The sequence below is a fragment of the Chitinophaga polysaccharea genome, assembly GCF_007829335.1.
In the GTDB taxonomy this organism is placed as follows: domain Bacteria; phylum Bacteroidota; class Bacteroidia; order Chitinophagales; family Chitinophagaceae; genus Chitinophaga; species Chitinophaga polysaccharea_B.
In genome coordinates this window covers 70998-87417 of the sequence record NZ_VIWO01000009.1, presented here as the reverse complement: position 1 = coordinate 87417, position 16420 = coordinate 70998, and the positions used below count along the sequence as shown (strand labels likewise).

Sequence of the window (16420 nt, the reverse complement as noted above, 5' to 3'; positions counted from 1 at the left end):
CGATCTGCATGAAAACATGGCTCACTATAACAGGAATGACTATACTGTTCATTGCCTGCAAATCGAAAACGGTTACCTATACGGTGCAGGCCCGCACCTTGAATGAAGCCGTATATGCGTCCGGGGAAATTATGCCCGAAGCCTACTATTTCCTGAAAGCCAATTCCGCTGACCTGCTGCTGAAAGTGCTGGTAAAAGAAGGCGACACCGTACGGCAAAACCAGGTGCTGGCAGTGTTAGGCACGCCCGGTCAACTGGAACAGGTGGACATCCTGCAGCGGCAGGTGGCCCTGGCCGGCGCCAATACACAGGAAAACTCCGCTCCGCTAACGGAATTGAAAAAGCGAATTGCACTGGCCCAAACCCAGCAGGAACAAGATGCGGTTAACGCCAACCGCTATACGGAGTTGGCACAAAGCAAGGCGGTATCAGAGAAAGAGGCGGAACAAGCCAGGATACAGGCCGCCACCAGCGCTACACAATATAAAACCTTACAGGATCAGTACTATACGATGCAAAACGACCTTTCCGCCAAGTTGCTGCAGGCCCGGCAACAGCTAACCGCCACCGCACAAGAACGCGAAGGCAAAGTGCTGAAAAGCCCCGTGAGTGGACGCGTATACAAGGTATACCTGAAACCCGGCGAACTGGCGCAGCTCAATGACCCCGTAGTAATGGTAGGACAACCCGGCTCATTCAAGCTGGAACTGCTGGTAGATGAACGGGACATCAGCAAAATACATAGCGGCCAGCAAGTGTATTTCGAAACCGATGTTTACAAAGACAAACAGTTTGCAGCGACCATCAATAAAATTATTCCGCTGCTACAAAAGGAAAGCCGCAGCTTCCAGGTGGAAGCCGCCGTACAGGATACCGCTCTCTTTTACCCGCAATCGTCTGTGGAGGCCAATATTGTTATACGGGAACACGTAACAGCGCTGGTAGTACCAGCCAATTACCTCTTGAAAGGCGACAGCGTGTACCTGCAGCAAGGCCAAGCAATACAGAAAACCGCGATTGTTGCCGGCATCCGCAACGGCGACTGGATAGAAGTTAAATCCGGCTTGAAAGCAGGTGATATCATCGCCTTAAAAGAAGCACCATGAAACTAATTACCAATATCAAACTGGCCGCCACCATCGCATTCACCCATATGCGCGCCCGGCTGAAACAAACGCTGATCGCCACTGCCGGCGTCACCTTTGGGATTACCGTCTTCATTTTTATGGTCAGCTTCATACAAGGCTCCAATGATTTCGTACAGGCGGTAGCGTTTGAACAATCGCCTCACCTGCGGCTATACAACGAAATACAAACGGCGCCCGCTAACATTATCGACAGGACCTATCCCGGTAACATCAACCTGGTCAGCCATGTTAAACCAAAAGACATCCTGCTCAACCTGAAAGATGGCCCGCAGGTGGTACAGGCATTACAGCAGGACCCGCGCGTAGCCGCCGTTTCCGGCGCTGTCAGTACCCAGGTCTTTTATCGCCTGGGCTCCAGTAGCATTAATGGCACCATCAACGGTATTCGCTTCGAACAGGAAAATGCCCTGTTTAACCTGCAAGCCAAACTGGTAGAGGGCAGCTTCAAAGAGCTGGCTACCCTGCCCAACAGCCTGGTGGTTGGCATTGGACTGGCCAGGCGACTCAATGTTAAAACTGGCGACCGCCTCGAAGTGACGACCGACAAAGGCAACAACTTTTCTGTAAAAGTAGCCGGCATCTTTAAGACAGGGCTTACCGACATCGACAAACAACAAAGCTATGCGAGTTTGCATACCGTACAACGGTTCCTGGAAGTACCGGTATCCTATATCACCGACATCAAAATAAAACTGCATGATATGGAGCTGGCCCCCGCCATGTTACCGGAATTGCAGGCTAAATACGGCTTTCATGGTTCCGATTGGAAACAGGACAACTCCGCCCTGCTCGAAGGCGATGCCCTCCGTAAAATGATTGTATATGGCGTAGCCGTTACTATCCTATTGGTAGCCGGCTTTGGTATTTTCAACATCCTTACCATGATGATCTATGAAAAGATGAAAGATATAGCCATCCTTAAAGCCATGGGGTTTTCCGATACAGACATCCGCTGGATATTCCTGGTACAGGCGCTGATGATTGGGATCACCGGCGCCTTAATGGGCCTGGTATTCGGATTCCTGGCGGCGTACGGCATTTCCAAAATGCCTTATAAGAGCGATGTGATGATTACGCTGGACCATCTGCCTGTAAGTTTCAGCGCCGTGTATTACGTTACCGGCTTCACTTTCGGGATGCTTACCACTACCCTTGCCGGTTACCTGCCTTCGCGCAAAGCCGCGCGGGTAGATCCGATCACTATATTAAGAGGATAACCATGAACCTGATAGAAGTTAGGAACATCAATAAATACTTTTACCAGCCCACCAAAATGCAGGTGCTAAATAACGTAGACCTGGACATTGAAAAGGGCCATTTCGTTTCCATCACCGGGAAATCGGGTAGTGGTAAATCTACCCTGCTATACTTGTTGTCTACCATGGATACCGATTTTGAAGGCAGTATCCGCATTAACAGCGAGGAAATGCAGGGCAAACGCAACCGGTGGCTGGCCGACTTCCGGAATCATCATATCGGATTTGTGTTCCAGTTTCATTACCTGTTACCCGAATTCACGGCGCTCCGCAACGTGATGCTGCCCGCATTAAAACTGGCTCGTTATCCCCCCGCTGAAATAGAGCACCGGGCGATGGACCTGCTGCAGTTACTGGGTGTGGATGCGCAAGCCAACAAGCGCGCATCGCTGCTTTCCGGGGGGCAACAACAACGTGTAGCCATTGCCCGGGCACTGATCAACGAGCCCCTGATCATCATGGGCGATGAGCCGACTGGCAATCTCGACAGCCAGAATGCGGCGATTGTCTTTGATCTTTTTCGCCAGCTCTCTTCAGAACGGGGACAAACCATCCTCACCGTAACACATGACGATGACTTTGCCCGTCGTTCTGATAAGGTTATTCACCTGGTAGATGGAAGGATTGCGGATTAATGGGCATTTTCGCCTTCCGCACTTTCCTGGTAGTACTGGTGTGGCTGTCGGGTAATATCACCAGGAAACCAATCACGATGACCAGCATCGCAATACTCAATATAGCGGCGGCGCGGTAGGCCATAACATACTCCTGCAAAGAAGGATTCTCTCCCGTGAAGCAGAAGAAAACGCCTCCTACAATACCAGCGCCCATAGCAATAGCAGATTGTTGAGCGGTGTAATAAGAGCCGGATGCTGCTCCCGCAAATTCATGCGGAATACCTTTAAGGGAGAAGGCCAGTAAAGAAGGGAGTACAGCGCCACATCCAATGCCGTATAGCAACAGGATGGCAGCAAATGTGAATGGCCCGGCCTGCAGATTATCCAGGAAAAGAATATGCAGTACGAAAGCACTAATCATGATAACCACGCCCGCCACCAGTACCTTCTTGCCAAATGAGGGGATCAGTTTTACCGATAAAATAGACGCTATTACATAACCGATTCCCTGGAATACAAAATAGCTACCGGTAGTATAAGAAGGAATGCCCAGGCCATTTTGAAAGAATACACCCGTGATCAGGAAATAAGATTCCTGTACCAGGAAATAAAACAGGGATGCGAACAAACCGATGCGGAAGTCCTTATAATGAAACAGCTGCATATTAATCAATGGTTCTTTTCCCCCTGCCGGCTTATTCCGCTGGTGGATGTAAAACAGGTAAAAAAGTGGTACCGCTGCCAGGAGCATTGCCACACTCCAGGCCGGCCACCCGAGTTCCCGGCCCTGTATTACCGGAAAAACCAGGCAGAACAACGCGGGGGTAAGCAGCAATACACCTTCATAGTCAAATTTCAGCGAAGTGTTACGGGGCGTTTCTTTTAAGAAAAGTCCGGCGAAAATCACCGCCACAATGCCCACCGGTACGTTGATGAAGAATATCAACCGCCAGCCCTCCATCGCAAAATGTGTGTCTGGCAATAACCCTCCGAGGAACTGGCCAATAACAGAGGCCGAGCCGGCAATGATGCCATAAATGCCAATGGCCTTCATCCGTTCCTTTTCTTCCGGAAATAATACCTGGATATAGGAAACGCCCTGGGGAGTCATAACAGCGGCCGTGATGCCCTGGAAAAAACGGGCAACGTTTAGTTGTCCCGTCGATTGTGCCAGTCCACAAAAGCAGGAGCTAACCGTGAAGAGCAACATACCAGCTATAAAGATTTTCTTCCGGCCGTAATAGTCACCCAACCGGCCCCCGGTAATCAGCAAACAGGAATATCCCAGCAGGTAAATGGCAATCACCAGCTGCAATTCACCATTGGTACCGTGCAGTCCTTTCTGGATAGCCGGCAGTGCTACATTCACTACAAATATGTCGATCACCGCCAGGAAAATGGCGGACGATACGATAAGCATGGAAAACCATCGGGACGTTTTTTGTTTCATAAATAATTATATAGATAGATCTATCTATTTATAAATAAAAAAAATTAAATGACGGAAACAGTGGTCGCTTCCAGGAACCGGCCAATCAGCTCCCCTATTGCATCAGGCGCATCTTCCAGGCTATAGTGCCCGGCTTGAGGCAGTTCATACACCTCGCCTTCCGGGAACAGCGACCGGAATAGCGGGAGAAAATATTTCCCCTGCAGGGTGTGATCGGCGGTTCCCCAGATGGCGAGTGCCGGCAAACGACTGATCTTTTCCAACGCCACCATGTCCGGTTGTTCAAACCGATGGACTCCGGCGGCAAATCCTGCTGCCCATCCCAGCACGCCGGCGCAGTCGGCCGGAGTTGAAAAAGGAGCGCCATAAGCTTCCAGCCAGGTGGGCGTAATGAGTTCGTTACGTTCAAATCCATTTAGCTTCAGCGTGCTGAGGATGTTGTAACCGCTTTCATTGAGTACGCTTTCCAGTCGTTCCTCCTTCGCGGCCTGCAATATCCAGCAGAACCAGGGCGACTCCTGGGCATTGGCTTCCAAAGCAGCTGGCAAACCGGCTTGCCCAAAAGCAACGGGCCCATTTACACTTACTACCCGGGATATACGATCCGGATGCCTTGCTGCCAGGCCCATTCCCACAGGGCCGCCAAAATCATGCATCACCAGGGTAATATCCTGCAAATCGAGGTCCAGCACCAGCCTTTCCAGGTTATCGATGTGGTCCTGCAGCCAGTACGTACGGCCTGCCGGCGTTTCACTCTTTCCAAATCCCATATGGTCTGGAACAATGACCCGGTGGGTATCCGAAAGCTCCCGGATCAGGTGCCTGAATAAGTAACCCCAGGTGGGCTCTCCGTGCAAACAAAGCACTACCGGTCCTTTACCTTCATCCACGTAGTGCATATTAAAGCCAGGCGCCGTGCTGAAATAAGGCGCAAAGGGAAAGGTCCCCCTAAAGGTTTCATCGCGAGGTATCATATTTATTAATTTGATGATAAACAAAATAGATAGATATATCTATTTATTTTTAGCATTAAAAAAAGTCCCGGTACCGGGACTGATAAATCAGGCCATCATTTTCTTTATAAATTTTTTGACGCCTTCCAGCGCTTTGATGTTCCTCGAGATAGTGGCGTTTACCGTGGCTCCTTCCACCATTAAGAAGAAGTTATCCGCCAGCAGTTTCTTATCCACCGGGCCATCGTAGTCCAATTGCTGAAAGAGCCCTTGCAACAGCATACGTTGCCTGTTTTTATGGCCTTCCACCAACTGTTGTACCTGCTGGTCCTGCGTTCCTATCTCCGCAATGATTTTGATAAAAGGGCAACCGTAGAAGTCCGGTTGCTGCTGTGCAATCCGGTAGTCGATAAACTTCAGTATTCTTTCGCGGGGCTGACTGATACCCTGGGTGAATTTCTCCAGGCCGTCAAACCACTCCTCTTCCTGCTTCCTCAGGTAGGCCAGCAGCAAGTCGTTTTTAGAAGGAAAGTGATTATACAGGGAGCCAATGGCAATGTCGGCCTCGGCAATGATCTGGTTAATCCCCGTTTGGTTAAATCCCTGGTGATAAAACAAATCGGTGGCCACGTTCAGGATACGGTCTCTTACTTTTACTTTTTCCTTCATAACCTTATTTGAGCTGCTAAGGTATAAAAGTTTTTCAAAAAATAGATAGGTCTATCTATTTTTTAAAAAAACTACCCCACCACGATGAGCGATCAGGCGGTACGGGTTTGTAGCTGTGCCTGCACCAAATAGGTGGCCAATAGCAGACAACTTGCCAACAGCAGTGTTATAGGTCGCTTCATTGTGCTGTTCTTGCTGAGGTGCGATTTATTAAATACTCCTGGCATAGTCTTCCAGGTATTGAAAAGTTGGCGTCAGGCGGCCCTTATCCACGATGGTGGCTTTCCGGATCATCTCGTTATCGGCTTTCAATAATTCTTCAAACACGTATTTCATCAGTTGGTCGCCGAAATATTGCGAGGCATCCCGGGGTAATTCATTGGGTAAATTGCTCACGCACATCATATCGACAGTGCCCGGAAGATAGGGTGCTGTTTGCTCCATGGTATCCCGGTTTACGCCGTATACCGGCTGTTCAATGGTGCTGTCGCCCAGGTTGCAAGGCACAGAGCCATTGGTATCATCTGTGATATCTGCAATCACCTGGATATGGAAATTATCTTTTTTCAGATCATCCGCCTGGAAGAGCGGAGGAATGTTATGGTCCCAGTAAATACCGTTCATGAGAATATCGCTCACGGTAACATAAGGAAGAAAACGGCATTCGTATTCCTCCGGATGTGCGTGAAAGTCGCTTCTGCTATATGTTTTATCATTCTTACGCAGGTACAGCTCCCCCGCTTTCAGCTGGGTATATACCGGGTAGCTGTACTTATTGATCAGATATTCCTCCGGTGGAATGTACTTGATACCGAGCAACCCCATAATTTCCAGGGCTCCCGCAGCCACGCGTCCAGAGCCGGTAATCACCATTTTCATTGGAGGCAGTTTAATTCCAAAATAATGGCTGATCAGCTCCTGGAAATCGTGACAGGTATGTACCCGTTTAAAATGAAACTGCCTGGTTTTCTCGCCGTAAGCCATCAGGCCGTTGTGCGCGCCAACTACGCCGGCAAAAAAGCCAAAGCCCAGGATACGCTGTCCATCGGCATGTACCAGGCATTCGTAATCGATGAGTGTTATGCTCTTTTCCAGGATGGCTTGCAGCATTTGCTGATTATGCGGCTGCTTCTTTTTCGTATGACTGAAGAACAGGTAAGTTTTTCCCCCTATTAATTTCGCTACCGGCACTTCTTTGATGCCCATCAGGATGGAACAGTGGGAAAGGTCTTCCTGCAGGTAAATACCGGCCTTCTCATATTCTTCGTCTTTGAAGCAGCGCCAGGGAGATGGCTGTACGTATAGGCGTACCTGTGGGAAGTGATGTTGTATCCAAACGCATTGTTTGGGTGTAAACGCCACCCTATTGTCGTGCGGCAGTTTTTCCTCCCTGATAAGTCCTATATGAATCGTGCTTTCCATACGCTGAATGTACGGTATTTTAGTGAACCAGGAAGGTGGTTGTAAATTTTTTATGCGACAAAATAAATCCAGTCTGTATATACTAAAATCCTTTATGGTAGCCGGTATACAAGATTTCACTTTTAATAAAAGCGCACAATATTGGGAAAAATATCAGGCAAAATGAAAAAAAATATTGGAGATTAAAAAAGAGTTTCTATATTTGCATCCCGCAATTGACGCGGAGAGTTCTTATAAAATGATTGCCCAGATGGCGGAATTGGTAGACGCGCTAGACTCAAAATCTTGTTTCGGCAACGGAGTGCAGGTTCGATTCCTGTTCTGGGCACAGTAACTACCAAATAAAAAAGGCTCACGTACGTGAGCCTTTTTTATTTGCCAACAAATTCATGAAGTATGGCTTATATGGTCGTATAACTTCAATCAGTTTAATTTTAGCATTCAGTTCATCGTAGTGATGGTTAAAGCGGGCGACTACGCTTTCCCAATCAGTGCTGGTTGTATTAACATCATAACTACCCCAGGATGGCAAGAAGGCATCCCATCTTATTAACTGAAAATGATCGTCCAGCTCTTCTGTTACGCTAAGTTGGCGTAACATTTGCCCGCCCGGGTCGTACAAACGCCAGGTATACCGGTGCCATCTCCGTTATTGGTGAAGTCAATGAGTTTGCTGCCTCCTGAAGCATAGTAGACGGCGCTTTCGGGGAAGCCGCCTTTATCGGAGGAGAGATGTCCTTCGCAAACCAGTTCATCGTTGAAGTAACTGCGCTTATGAACAGGAGATAATTCTTCTTTGCGTATGGAATAGAGTTCCTGTCCTGTTTTCTCAAAATAGGTACTGATTACATCTTTGTTTTGTTTACGGCTAACCGTGCTGATTTTTGCTACCGGTGTGGCTGTACCACTGTAGTAGTAGGTATCCTCGGCATCTTGAGGATTGTCTTTATCATACAGAGAAGAGCGACTTAACTTCCCTTCGAATTCATATCGATAGTCTTCCAACACCTTGCCGGAAGTACTGTAAAGTCTTTTTACCAACAGTTTCCCGTCCAGATCCCATTCCAGGTATTCACCAATATACCTGGCGATACGGGTATCAACAGTGCCCATGATCCAGCTGGTTCCTGTACTGGCAGGTTGCACGAAATGTGCGCGTGCAAATACATTGTGGGGTCTTACCGGCAACGGATCTCCATCTGAACTTACCTCCCGGTTATCTTTGTCGTAATAACGCTGGGCATTATAAATGTATTCATCTACATAATCAAATTCCGCGATCCATATACTATCGTCATTACCGGGAGGGAAATATTCAGAAGTAGGATGATCACTTTTTATCAGTCGTACCGGGCCTACATATTTAGCGCCGCCATACCATTCACCATCTTGTGATATAGTACCATCGGGGTGAAAACGTTGGGTAGGATAAGGAGGGATACCATCACGGTAGTTGATGGATACCCAGAGGTAGCCTTCTGTATGCCATATTTTCCAATGACCGATGCGTTGGTTGTTTTCATTGGCTTCGCCAAGCAACCATTCTTTGTCCGTGTCATTATGGACGGCGCCTTCGGGTACAGTATCAGGTCTTTTCATTGTTTTGAGGTGTGGATTTTGACGCCGCAAGGTATGCAATATTACAATACTATATCTGGTGCAAATATCTTACCAGGAAGATTGTTAACAGTGTGAGGATATTATCGACGGCGTGCAGGTTCAATTCCTGTTCCTGGCATAAAAGGGCCTTGTAACTAATTGATTTACACATGCATTTAAAACCGTGAAAAGTAGCTCTGATAGCGCCTTTAATATAGGTCCAGCGAAACTATCAAGTTTCTAAGCATTTTCCTAACCTCCTTCAACCCCGGCTAAATCGATAAAATATAAACGTCGATCCACAGTACTTGATTCTTCTAATTTCATTGTTACGCGTGTAAGGTGCGTATAAGTCCCACCTGTATTTATATACCTGGCGATTCGCCATTCATTACCTATTGCAAATTCCCGTTTGTACAATAACTCCCTGTACCAGTTAACATAGTTATCTGTGTTTAATTTTTGAAATTTTATTTTAAGGGTATTTAAAGTTTACTTATAGTGTTGTTTCCTGCCCAGAGCAAACTACGTCCATTGCTGACAATGATATGAATGCGCCTGAATACGTCTTACACAGAACCTTCCGTCTTTTTTTCGGCGGCGTTTGTAAAAATGTCAAGTGTCGGATTTATTTTTGTAGTCGGCCTGTAATGATTAACTTGCTTCTATATTTTGTGCTGTGTAACCTGTCTGCCCGATATGCGGCGACTCTTTTGTGCCCGTTCTCAATAACCAATATCTGTTTTCATTATCATTAATCTAAAAAAATATCTATGATTTCAAGTACTACTATTTTCCGTTAATCCTTTATCGCTTGATATGAAAATCCACTATTGTTCTGTTATCCGGAACGATAATAATCCTATTCATTTTATTATCTAAAAATCCTTCAAACAACATGAAATTTCTATCTGTTTTGTGCATCAGTATTTTTTTTGCAGTTTCCTTACATGCCCAGGTAATGGGATTGTTCCAAATATGTCCTGATCAGAAATATAGTTATTGGTATTCTACCACCAGACCGTACTACACTATTGATTATACCGTGATTGATGGACTTGGGGTCGTTGAACCTCAAGGTTCTCAATGCTATATCAGGTTTCCTAGCACAGAGAACGTAGGCAAAAAACCGCGTGTCGTTGCCAAAATACGTTGGACTGATAACACTCTTTTTACAGACACTTCACAAGCGATAACTGTGTTTGCCATTGGAGATCCCTGGGAGAGTGTTTCTATGACCAGGTCCTTTCCTTGTTCATTCAGGGGAACCACTACCGTTACCTTCGGGAGTGTTGTTAATGCGAATTCCTTTGATGTAAGCAATGATGCCGGCTGGCCGGTTACGAGGGTTTCTGCCAACCAGTTTATCATCGATATTAATAATGGCGCTGAGGGTATAGTGGCATTGATTGCCAAACATGACAGCTGTAACAAAACGCGGATCAGCCAAGTCCCGATTTCCAGGCCTAAGCCGAAGTTGGGTGCTATCACGGGAGCCGATGTTTGTGACGGTAGTACATCAACATTCAGCGTGCCTGCCTATCCTGATGCGACATCTTATACCTGGACGGCCACCAATGCCAATATCCGGATTAATGGACTAGCAGCTCCTGTTACTATTGCCGGCGCCAGTGGCAACAGCGTACAGGTATCTTCAGTCGGTGGAAATTATTCTGATATTATCCGTGTGGTGGCCAGCAGCGGATGCGGCAACAGTGACACGGTACGCCAAAGTATCGCTGTCGGTATTCCACCCATTACCGGGATTGGAGGATTTGAAGTCAACGGAATGCATTTCGCTGCCGGGCAGATTTATCCATTTTCTGTTGACCTGGCTTCAGGTAGCCAGGGTATTCTTGAATGTAAATGGACTATAGGTGGCGGTGTTATCATCAATTCCAATGCGAGCAAAAGCGCTATAGATGTGCGCATGAACAAGCCCAGATTTCAACCGTTACCGGGCGCTGTGAATATGATGGTAGAATACCGGAATCAGTGCGGATGGAGTGGATATTTCAGGCGGACAGGGGACCTGGATATCAATGGCCTGCCATTTACGGTTAGTCCTAACCCTGCGACCAGTCAGCTTAACATACAACTTTCAGATGGTGAGGCCACCAGTAAAGTAGCCAAAGCAGTTGTCAATGGGGTTGTGATACTCTATGATCTGAATTACAGGGAAATCAAAAGCATGAAGCTGCCTATCGGTACACAACAAATCAGGATGGGGGTACAGGATGTCCGAGAAGGTACTTATATCCTACAGGTAATTTCAGGCAAAGAAAAATCGGCTAAGGTTGTGGTGATTTCTCACTCCATGTAGAGGTTAACAAGCTCTTTTCAATTCAAAACAGGGCTGTCTCAAATTATTTCTGAGACAGCCTTTTTAAATAGTTAAAAATCCGGATATAACCTCAGAGATTGCCCTAATTATCTAATTATATAATTATATTATTCACTTCTTGGAACAAGCAGATGGGCTAACTCTGGGGTATTATAAATACGGTCTATTTCGGTCTCAATAATCATCCCCACTTCTTCTTTGATACGGAATAGTTATCGTCTATCTCCTTCTGCATGATATCTCTTAATTTAGGTGTTAGTTCGTATGCCTTCTCCTCTGCCTTAATAGCTTGATGATCATTCATTACCTCACAGTGTATTATCCACCGGAATGAAGGTTTTTGCCTCAAAATATTCTTTTTAACTACCTCAACGACATTCGTTTCTGAGACTTGAAATAGCTTATTGGGTTTTAATCCCATTAATGTTTTTAGCTTAAAAATAAGCGTCAAATCTTCCATCTCCCGGTTCGATAATTCTCTTAAGTGATACCTAAAAAGGCCTTGTAATTCGATAAATTACAAGGCCTTTTTTGTGGCTCTATGTCAGTATTAATGAGCCTCTCCGTTACCGGTATTTTTTATTCGTTTGATTGTTGAGTTGGGAATTTAGTAATATCCATGTAGAAAACTTCCCAGGTGTGCCCATCTAAATCTTCAATGGTGCGCTGTTGCATAAAACCGTAATCTCTCAACTCGTTTGGTTCAATTCCTCCTGCATTCAATCCATTTGTTACTAAATTATTCACTTCGTCCAGGCTGTCTAACGATAATGAAAAAAGTCCTGCTAAATTTGATTTTGTGTCTGCTAATGGCTTAGTTGCAAAAGTTTTAAACTTTTCATGTGTCATTATCATCACGAAAATGTTTTCACTCCATACCATGCATTTAGCGGCGTCGTCTGAAAATTGAGGATTGTTAGCAAAGCCTAAAGCCGTATAAAAGTCCAATGATTGTTGAAGGTCTTTTACGGGTAAGTTGATAAATACTTGTTTTGCCATTGTTTTAATTTTTTCTGGTGAATAAAGTTTGCGATAATAAATAGTTAGGTTTCTTTACGGTAGGTGCAGCGTATTTATAGTTTGCCTTCACTTCAATTGGGTATGTTCGTTGCGTCCATATAAACAATTTCCCATTGATGTCCATCCGGATCTGCAAAGCTATGCTGGTACATCCATCCGTGGTCTTGCGGCTCAGCATAAATAGAGCCACCAAGTTCAGTTGCTTTTATAATGGTTTGCTGCACTTCCTCACGGGAAGCCGCATCAAGTGCCAGCAATACTTCAGTTGCCTGATGTGCGTTGCTTAACTCTTTTTTGTGAATGTTTTAAAATAACTTTCTATCAACATCATTACATAAATGTGCTCGCTAACCACCATACAGGCCGCCTTGTCGTCAGTAAATTGTGGATTAAAGCTGTAGCCCAGCCCAATGAAAAATGCCTTTGACCGTTCCAGGTCTTTAACTGGCAGATTGATGAAAATTTTTGTTGCCATGATTTAAATTTTTTGATTGTTTACTAAAGCAAAGTTGTGGCAACCTTTTTCCCCCAAAATTTACATATGTTGAGAAAGGCGAAAAATCTTTATTTATTCGCAAAAAATATCCGGCTTAGCTGGGTGGGGGTGATACCGAGATAGGCGGCGATATGATGTTTCTTTAGCCTTTTCACTAAACCGGGGTATTTGCGGAGAAAATTATCGTAATTGGTTTTAGCTGATTCATACCGTAGTGATACTTCATAGGGCTCCTTCTCGATTATCCAGTGCTGCTCCATATAACGGATATAAAAAGCGGCGATATCGGGATAAATCGTCACAAGTTTTTTAAACTCCATGAAATTATATTCGAGCACAGCTGTATCCTCCAGGGCTTTTATGGTGAAATCACTGGGAGACTGCGTGAGAGCAGCTGTCATGGAACCGGCAATTCGGTTCTCAGGGAAGAAATATTTAATTATCATATCACCGTTTTCGGCAGCGTAATATTGATACATTAAGCCCTTTACAATAAAAGCCACTTTTTTAGGTGTCTGGCCTTCGGTGATGAAATTGTCGCCCTTGTTGTACGTATTTTCGCGAAGCAAAGCAGCCCACGCTGCTTCGGCTTGCGGTGAGAGATCAACGTACGTTTTTATTTTCTGAAAGAAAACATCGTGGCTCATTGGCTAAAGATAAGCATCTTATTTGCCACTACAATGGAGGGATTAAATTATCTTAATATACTGTTTGTATATGCATGAGTATTTACCATCCTGGCAGGAAAATATTGGCAAGCTCACTGCAGCGAAAAGTGTGTTGAAAAAGCGTTTCTCCAATCGCTTCTCTACACTTTCCTGATTCCTCTTTCTCCTTAAAGAACCTGCTGCAGTGGCTCAACCAATACTTACGTGATCACGTATTTGAAATTAGAATGGCGCGCTATAATACCTTTAGTAGCCTAACCTCCATGATGCATGGCGTAGTGCTGCCCGAGGCTGCCTTAAAAATTACTTTTACCGTATCCGAGGAAACCAGTTCACCAGCGATATCCACGACTGCGATTTGATCAGTCATATCATGGTTAGCCTGTCCACATAATTCTACCAGGCTTTTATCTCCAATAACAATACTTCCGCAATCGCCGGCATTAGTATAACGGTAACGGATGTACAACCGATATCCCCGGGCTGCTGGCGCTTGCAGGGTATAAGCAAACCAATGTTGTGCAACTCTGAAATGCTGGTCCCCCAAAACACCGGTAGTGCTGCCTCCGTCCTCAAATTGGTGGTCAGCCTCAGGCTGTTGTTCACCGGCATACACCCTGTCAACTGTCAGGCTGTCTAAGTGTAGTGTTTCCTCTCCCTGTTGTACCGGCAATTTGCTGCGTTCCGCCCGGCCAGCATATGGCCAGTAGAGCATATACCGGCTGTCGTGTACTTTATAAAATGGTACCAGTTTGAGGTCTCTAAAGGCTGCCCCGGAGATGAAATTATTCACCGCAAATTCCAGCGGCCTGCCCGTACTTTGCAAAGTAACGGGGCCCGGCCCCTCCAGTTCCAGCAGCGGGGCTGCTGACATTGAACGCAGGTTCCCGTGTGCAATCTGGCCCCAGCGACTGGTATCTGCATATAAACCAGGCATATTGAGCGTATCTGTAGCCGCAGCAAGTACGATTGGACCGTACAAAAAAGAAACCCAGTGAGTGCTGTCCGGCAAACCTTCTGTACGTGCTTCCATAGGAAGATGGATCTTTATTACATCGCCGCTCTTCCATGTACGGCGAACAAATACGTAGCCAGACGTACCTAGAGCCGGATCAACAGGACGGCCGTTAACAGTAACAGACATTTTATTGCTCACCCATTCCGGCACACGCACCCCTATCGTTAATAGTTCGGGCTTTTTTAAATTGAGCTTCAATGATGAACCATCTTCCGTTGGAAACCGGGTTTCCTGTACCAGCTTCAACGATTTGCGTTTCCATTGTAATACTGAAGGAATAAACAGGTTTACATAAAGCGAATCTTTTGAATGGGCATAGATCAGTTCCGTATATTTCCCGTGATTTTCCAGGCCTGTTCCCACACAACACCACATCGTATTCTGAGGAGTAGAATACACCCGGTAGTGCATAGGATGTATGGGAGTAAAATATACAAAACCTCCATTGGGATGCTGGGAGGAAAGGATATGATTATAGAGTGTGCGCTCATAGTAGTCGATAAACTTACGGTCAGGATGATGCAAAAAAAGCAGCCTGGTTAGTTTCAGCATGTTATAGCTGTTACAGGTTTCAGGTCCTTCAGGGCTTTCCAACATCGCCCGGAAGTTATCGGCAGCATGAAAATGTTCACGTACACTATTACCTCCTATGGAGATACTTCTATGTGTTACCACCGTGTTCCAGAAGAATGCCGAAGCATCTTCCAATGCAGTATCCTGACCTACTATCCCTGTTCGCATAAAGCCAACCACTTTGGGAATCTGGGTATTGGCGTGTAAGCCGGTAAGCGTATCGGTATGCCTGCGGAGCGGCTCAAGTAATTGCTGGTGGGTAAAACGCCTGGCCATATAAAGCCAGGTAGTGTCGCCGGTTTGCGCTGCAACCGCAGCAAAAATTTCGTTCATTCCTCCGAATTCCGTTTGCAGCATTAGCTGCATCTGTTCCTCGCTGAGGTTCCTGGTCACCTCCCTGCTCCAGTGGCAAAGCTGTAGCAGCATGTCGCGGGCCTGTGTGCTGGCTGTCAGTGTCCAGGCATCCAATAGGCCGTTCATGGTTTTATGTACGTTATACCAGGGTACCCATCTTTTGGTAACTGCATCTCCCCTGCCATCCTCTACCTGCTTCCAGAGCTTTTTACCATCCGGAATTCCTCCCAGGTAACCATTGCCGTTCTTTAGCTGGCACTGTTCCAACTGGTTCAGCATATAATGTAGCCGTTGTAGATACACCTGCTTTCCGGTAGCAGCATACATCAATGAAAGCGCCGAAAGGTAATGTCCTCCTATATGGCCATCCAACCCGGAGTTCTCCCAGTTCCTATAATTTTCTTTCTTTACAGCGATTCCTGCATCCTTCTGAAAAGGAGCCAGCAGACGGTCGGGATCCAGGGACAAAATATATTTTTCATCTGTATGCTGGGCATCCAGGAAAAGCCCTGGCAGCAGCCGGACCTCGCCGGAAGCAAATGTTTGTAATTGAGTGGACTGAGCTGCTACATTAACAGGAATATATGCCAGCAGCCAAATGAACAGTTTTTTCATATATGCACGTGGAATAATTGTCAAATTAACAATTAAATTTTATTTATTCAAAGTAAATGTTGAATAATTCTGTTTGAAGCGTTACCGGCAAAGAGAAATCCTGCCGTGAATGTTCTCCCGGCAGATAAGTAAAATACCAGTACGGGAAGACTTTCCCATACTGGTATTTTACTTTTAATATTATTGGTCTCTTCCCGCGATTGATTGGCAGGTTACTT

The 16420-nt window shown here is 45.9% G+C and carries 15 protein-coding genes and 1 tRNA gene; 5 read left to right on the top strand and 11 right to left on the bottom strand.

Annotated features, from left to right (window positions below; translation table 11 throughout):
• Window positions 1-8 precede the first annotated feature (8 nt).
• From FHW36_RS25115 to FHW36_RS25105, 3 genes are read left to right on the top strand one after another with little or no spacing between them, the layout of a single operon-like run.
• A complete protein-coding gene (locus FHW36_RS25115) occupies window positions 9-1106 on the top strand; it encodes an efflux RND transporter periplasmic adaptor subunit (protein ID WP_145673235.1) in 1098 nt (365 codons plus the stop codon).
• Window positions 1103-2365 (top strand): ABC transporter permease, encoded by a 1263-nt coding sequence (locus FHW36_RS25110; RefSeq protein WP_222429181.1) that lies wholly within the window; start codon window positions 1103-1105, stop codon window positions 2363-2365. The genes FHW36_RS25115 and FHW36_RS25110 overlap by 4 nt, the downstream gene beginning before the upstream one ends.
• A 2-nt stretch (window positions 2366-2367) precedes the next feature.
• A complete protein-coding gene (locus FHW36_RS25105) occupies window positions 2368-3039 on the top strand; it encodes an ABC transporter ATP-binding protein (protein WP_145673234.1) in 672 nt (223 codons plus the stop codon).
• Here FHW36_RS25105 and FHW36_RS25100 read toward each other — a convergent pair.
• From FHW36_RS25100 to FHW36_RS25085, 4 genes are all read right to left on the bottom strand, one after another.
• Entirely contained in the window at window positions 3005-4471 is a 1467-nt protein-coding gene (locus tag FHW36_RS25100; RefSeq protein ID WP_222429180.1) for an MFS transporter, read from the bottom strand. The genes FHW36_RS25105 and FHW36_RS25100 overlap by 35 nt on opposite strands.
• Window positions 4472-4515: 44 nt before the next feature.
• A complete protein-coding gene (locus tag FHW36_RS25095) occupies window positions 4516-5445 on the bottom strand; it encodes an alpha/beta fold hydrolase (protein ID WP_145673232.1) in 930 nt (309 codons plus the stop codon).
• An 87-nt stretch (window positions 5446-5532) separates the two neighbouring features.
• Window positions 5533-6093, bottom strand: coding sequence for a TetR/AcrR family transcriptional regulator (locus FHW36_RS25090; RefSeq protein WP_145673230.1), 561 nt, complete (start codon window positions 6091-6093; stop codon window positions 5533-5535).
• A 210-nt stretch (window positions 6094-6303) separates the two neighbouring features.
• Complete coding sequence (locus tag FHW36_RS25085; RefSeq protein ID WP_145673229.1) at window positions 6304-7515, bottom strand: NAD(P)-dependent oxidoreductase; 1212 nt, start codon at window positions 7513-7515, stop codon at window positions 6304-6306.
• 244 nt (window positions 7516-7759) lie between these two features.
• On the opposite strand from FHW36_RS25085, the gene FHW36_RS25080 reads away from it, so the two are divergent.
• Window positions 7760-7843: transfer RNA gene (locus FHW36_RS25080), tRNA-Leu, on the top strand.
• A 251-nt stretch (window positions 7844-8094) separates the two neighbouring features.
• On the opposite strand, the gene FHW36_RS25075 is transcribed toward FHW36_RS25080, so the two are convergent.
• Window positions 8095-9114 (bottom strand): toxin-antitoxin system YwqK family antitoxin, encoded by a 1020-nt coding sequence (locus FHW36_RS25075; RefSeq protein ID WP_145673228.1) that lies wholly within the window; start codon window positions 9112-9114, stop codon window positions 8095-8097.
• A gap of 1198 nt (window positions 9115-10312) precedes the next feature.
• Here FHW36_RS25075 and FHW36_RS25070 point away from each other — a divergent pair.
• The gene (locus FHW36_RS25070; protein WP_145673226.1) at window positions 10313-11437 is read left to right on the top strand and encodes a T9SS type A sorting domain-containing protein; all 1125 of its coding nucleotides are present in this window, start codon (window positions 10313-10315) and stop codon (window positions 11435-11437) included.
• Window positions 11438-11639: 202 nt separating this feature from the next.
• Here the strand turns inward: FHW36_RS25070 and FHW36_RS30985 are convergent, their stop codons facing one another.
• The 6 genes from FHW36_RS30985 to FHW36_RS25050 form a co-directional block, all read right to left on the bottom strand.
• On the bottom strand, window positions 11640-11762 hold the full coding sequence (locus tag FHW36_RS30985; RefSeq protein WP_262713403.1) for a hypothetical protein: 123 nt from the start codon (window positions 11760-11762) through the stop codon (window positions 11640-11642).
• Between the two features lie 275 nt (window positions 11763-12037).
• Window positions 12038-12457, bottom strand: a complete 420-nt coding sequence (locus FHW36_RS25065) for a VOC family protein (RefSeq protein ID WP_145673225.1) — start codon at window positions 12455-12457, stop codon at window positions 12038-12040.
• A gap of 92 nt (window positions 12458-12549) precedes the next feature.
• Window positions 12550-12735 carry a VOC family protein gene (locus FHW36_RS30775; RefSeq protein ID WP_222429179.1) on the bottom strand — a complete coding sequence of 62 codons (186 nt, stop codon included), beginning with the start codon at window positions 12733-12735 and terminating at the stop codon, window positions 12550-12552.
• Window positions 12736-12761: 26 nt separating this feature from the next.
• Window positions 12762-12953 (bottom strand): VOC family protein, encoded by a 192-nt coding sequence (locus tag FHW36_RS30770; protein ID WP_222429178.1) that lies wholly within the window; start codon window positions 12951-12953, stop codon window positions 12762-12764.
• An 89-nt stretch (window positions 12954-13042) separates the two neighbouring features.
• Window positions 13043-13621, bottom strand: a complete 579-nt coding sequence (locus tag FHW36_RS25055; protein ID WP_145673224.1) for a Crp/Fnr family transcriptional regulator — start codon at window positions 13619-13621, stop codon at window positions 13043-13045.
• A 256-nt stretch (window positions 13622-13877) separates the two neighbouring features.
• Complete coding sequence (locus FHW36_RS25050; protein ID WP_145673222.1) at window positions 13878-16202, bottom strand: glycoside hydrolase family 127 protein; 2325 nt, start codon at window positions 16200-16202, stop codon at window positions 13878-13880.
• Between the last annotated feature and the right edge of the window lie 218 nt (window positions 16203-16420).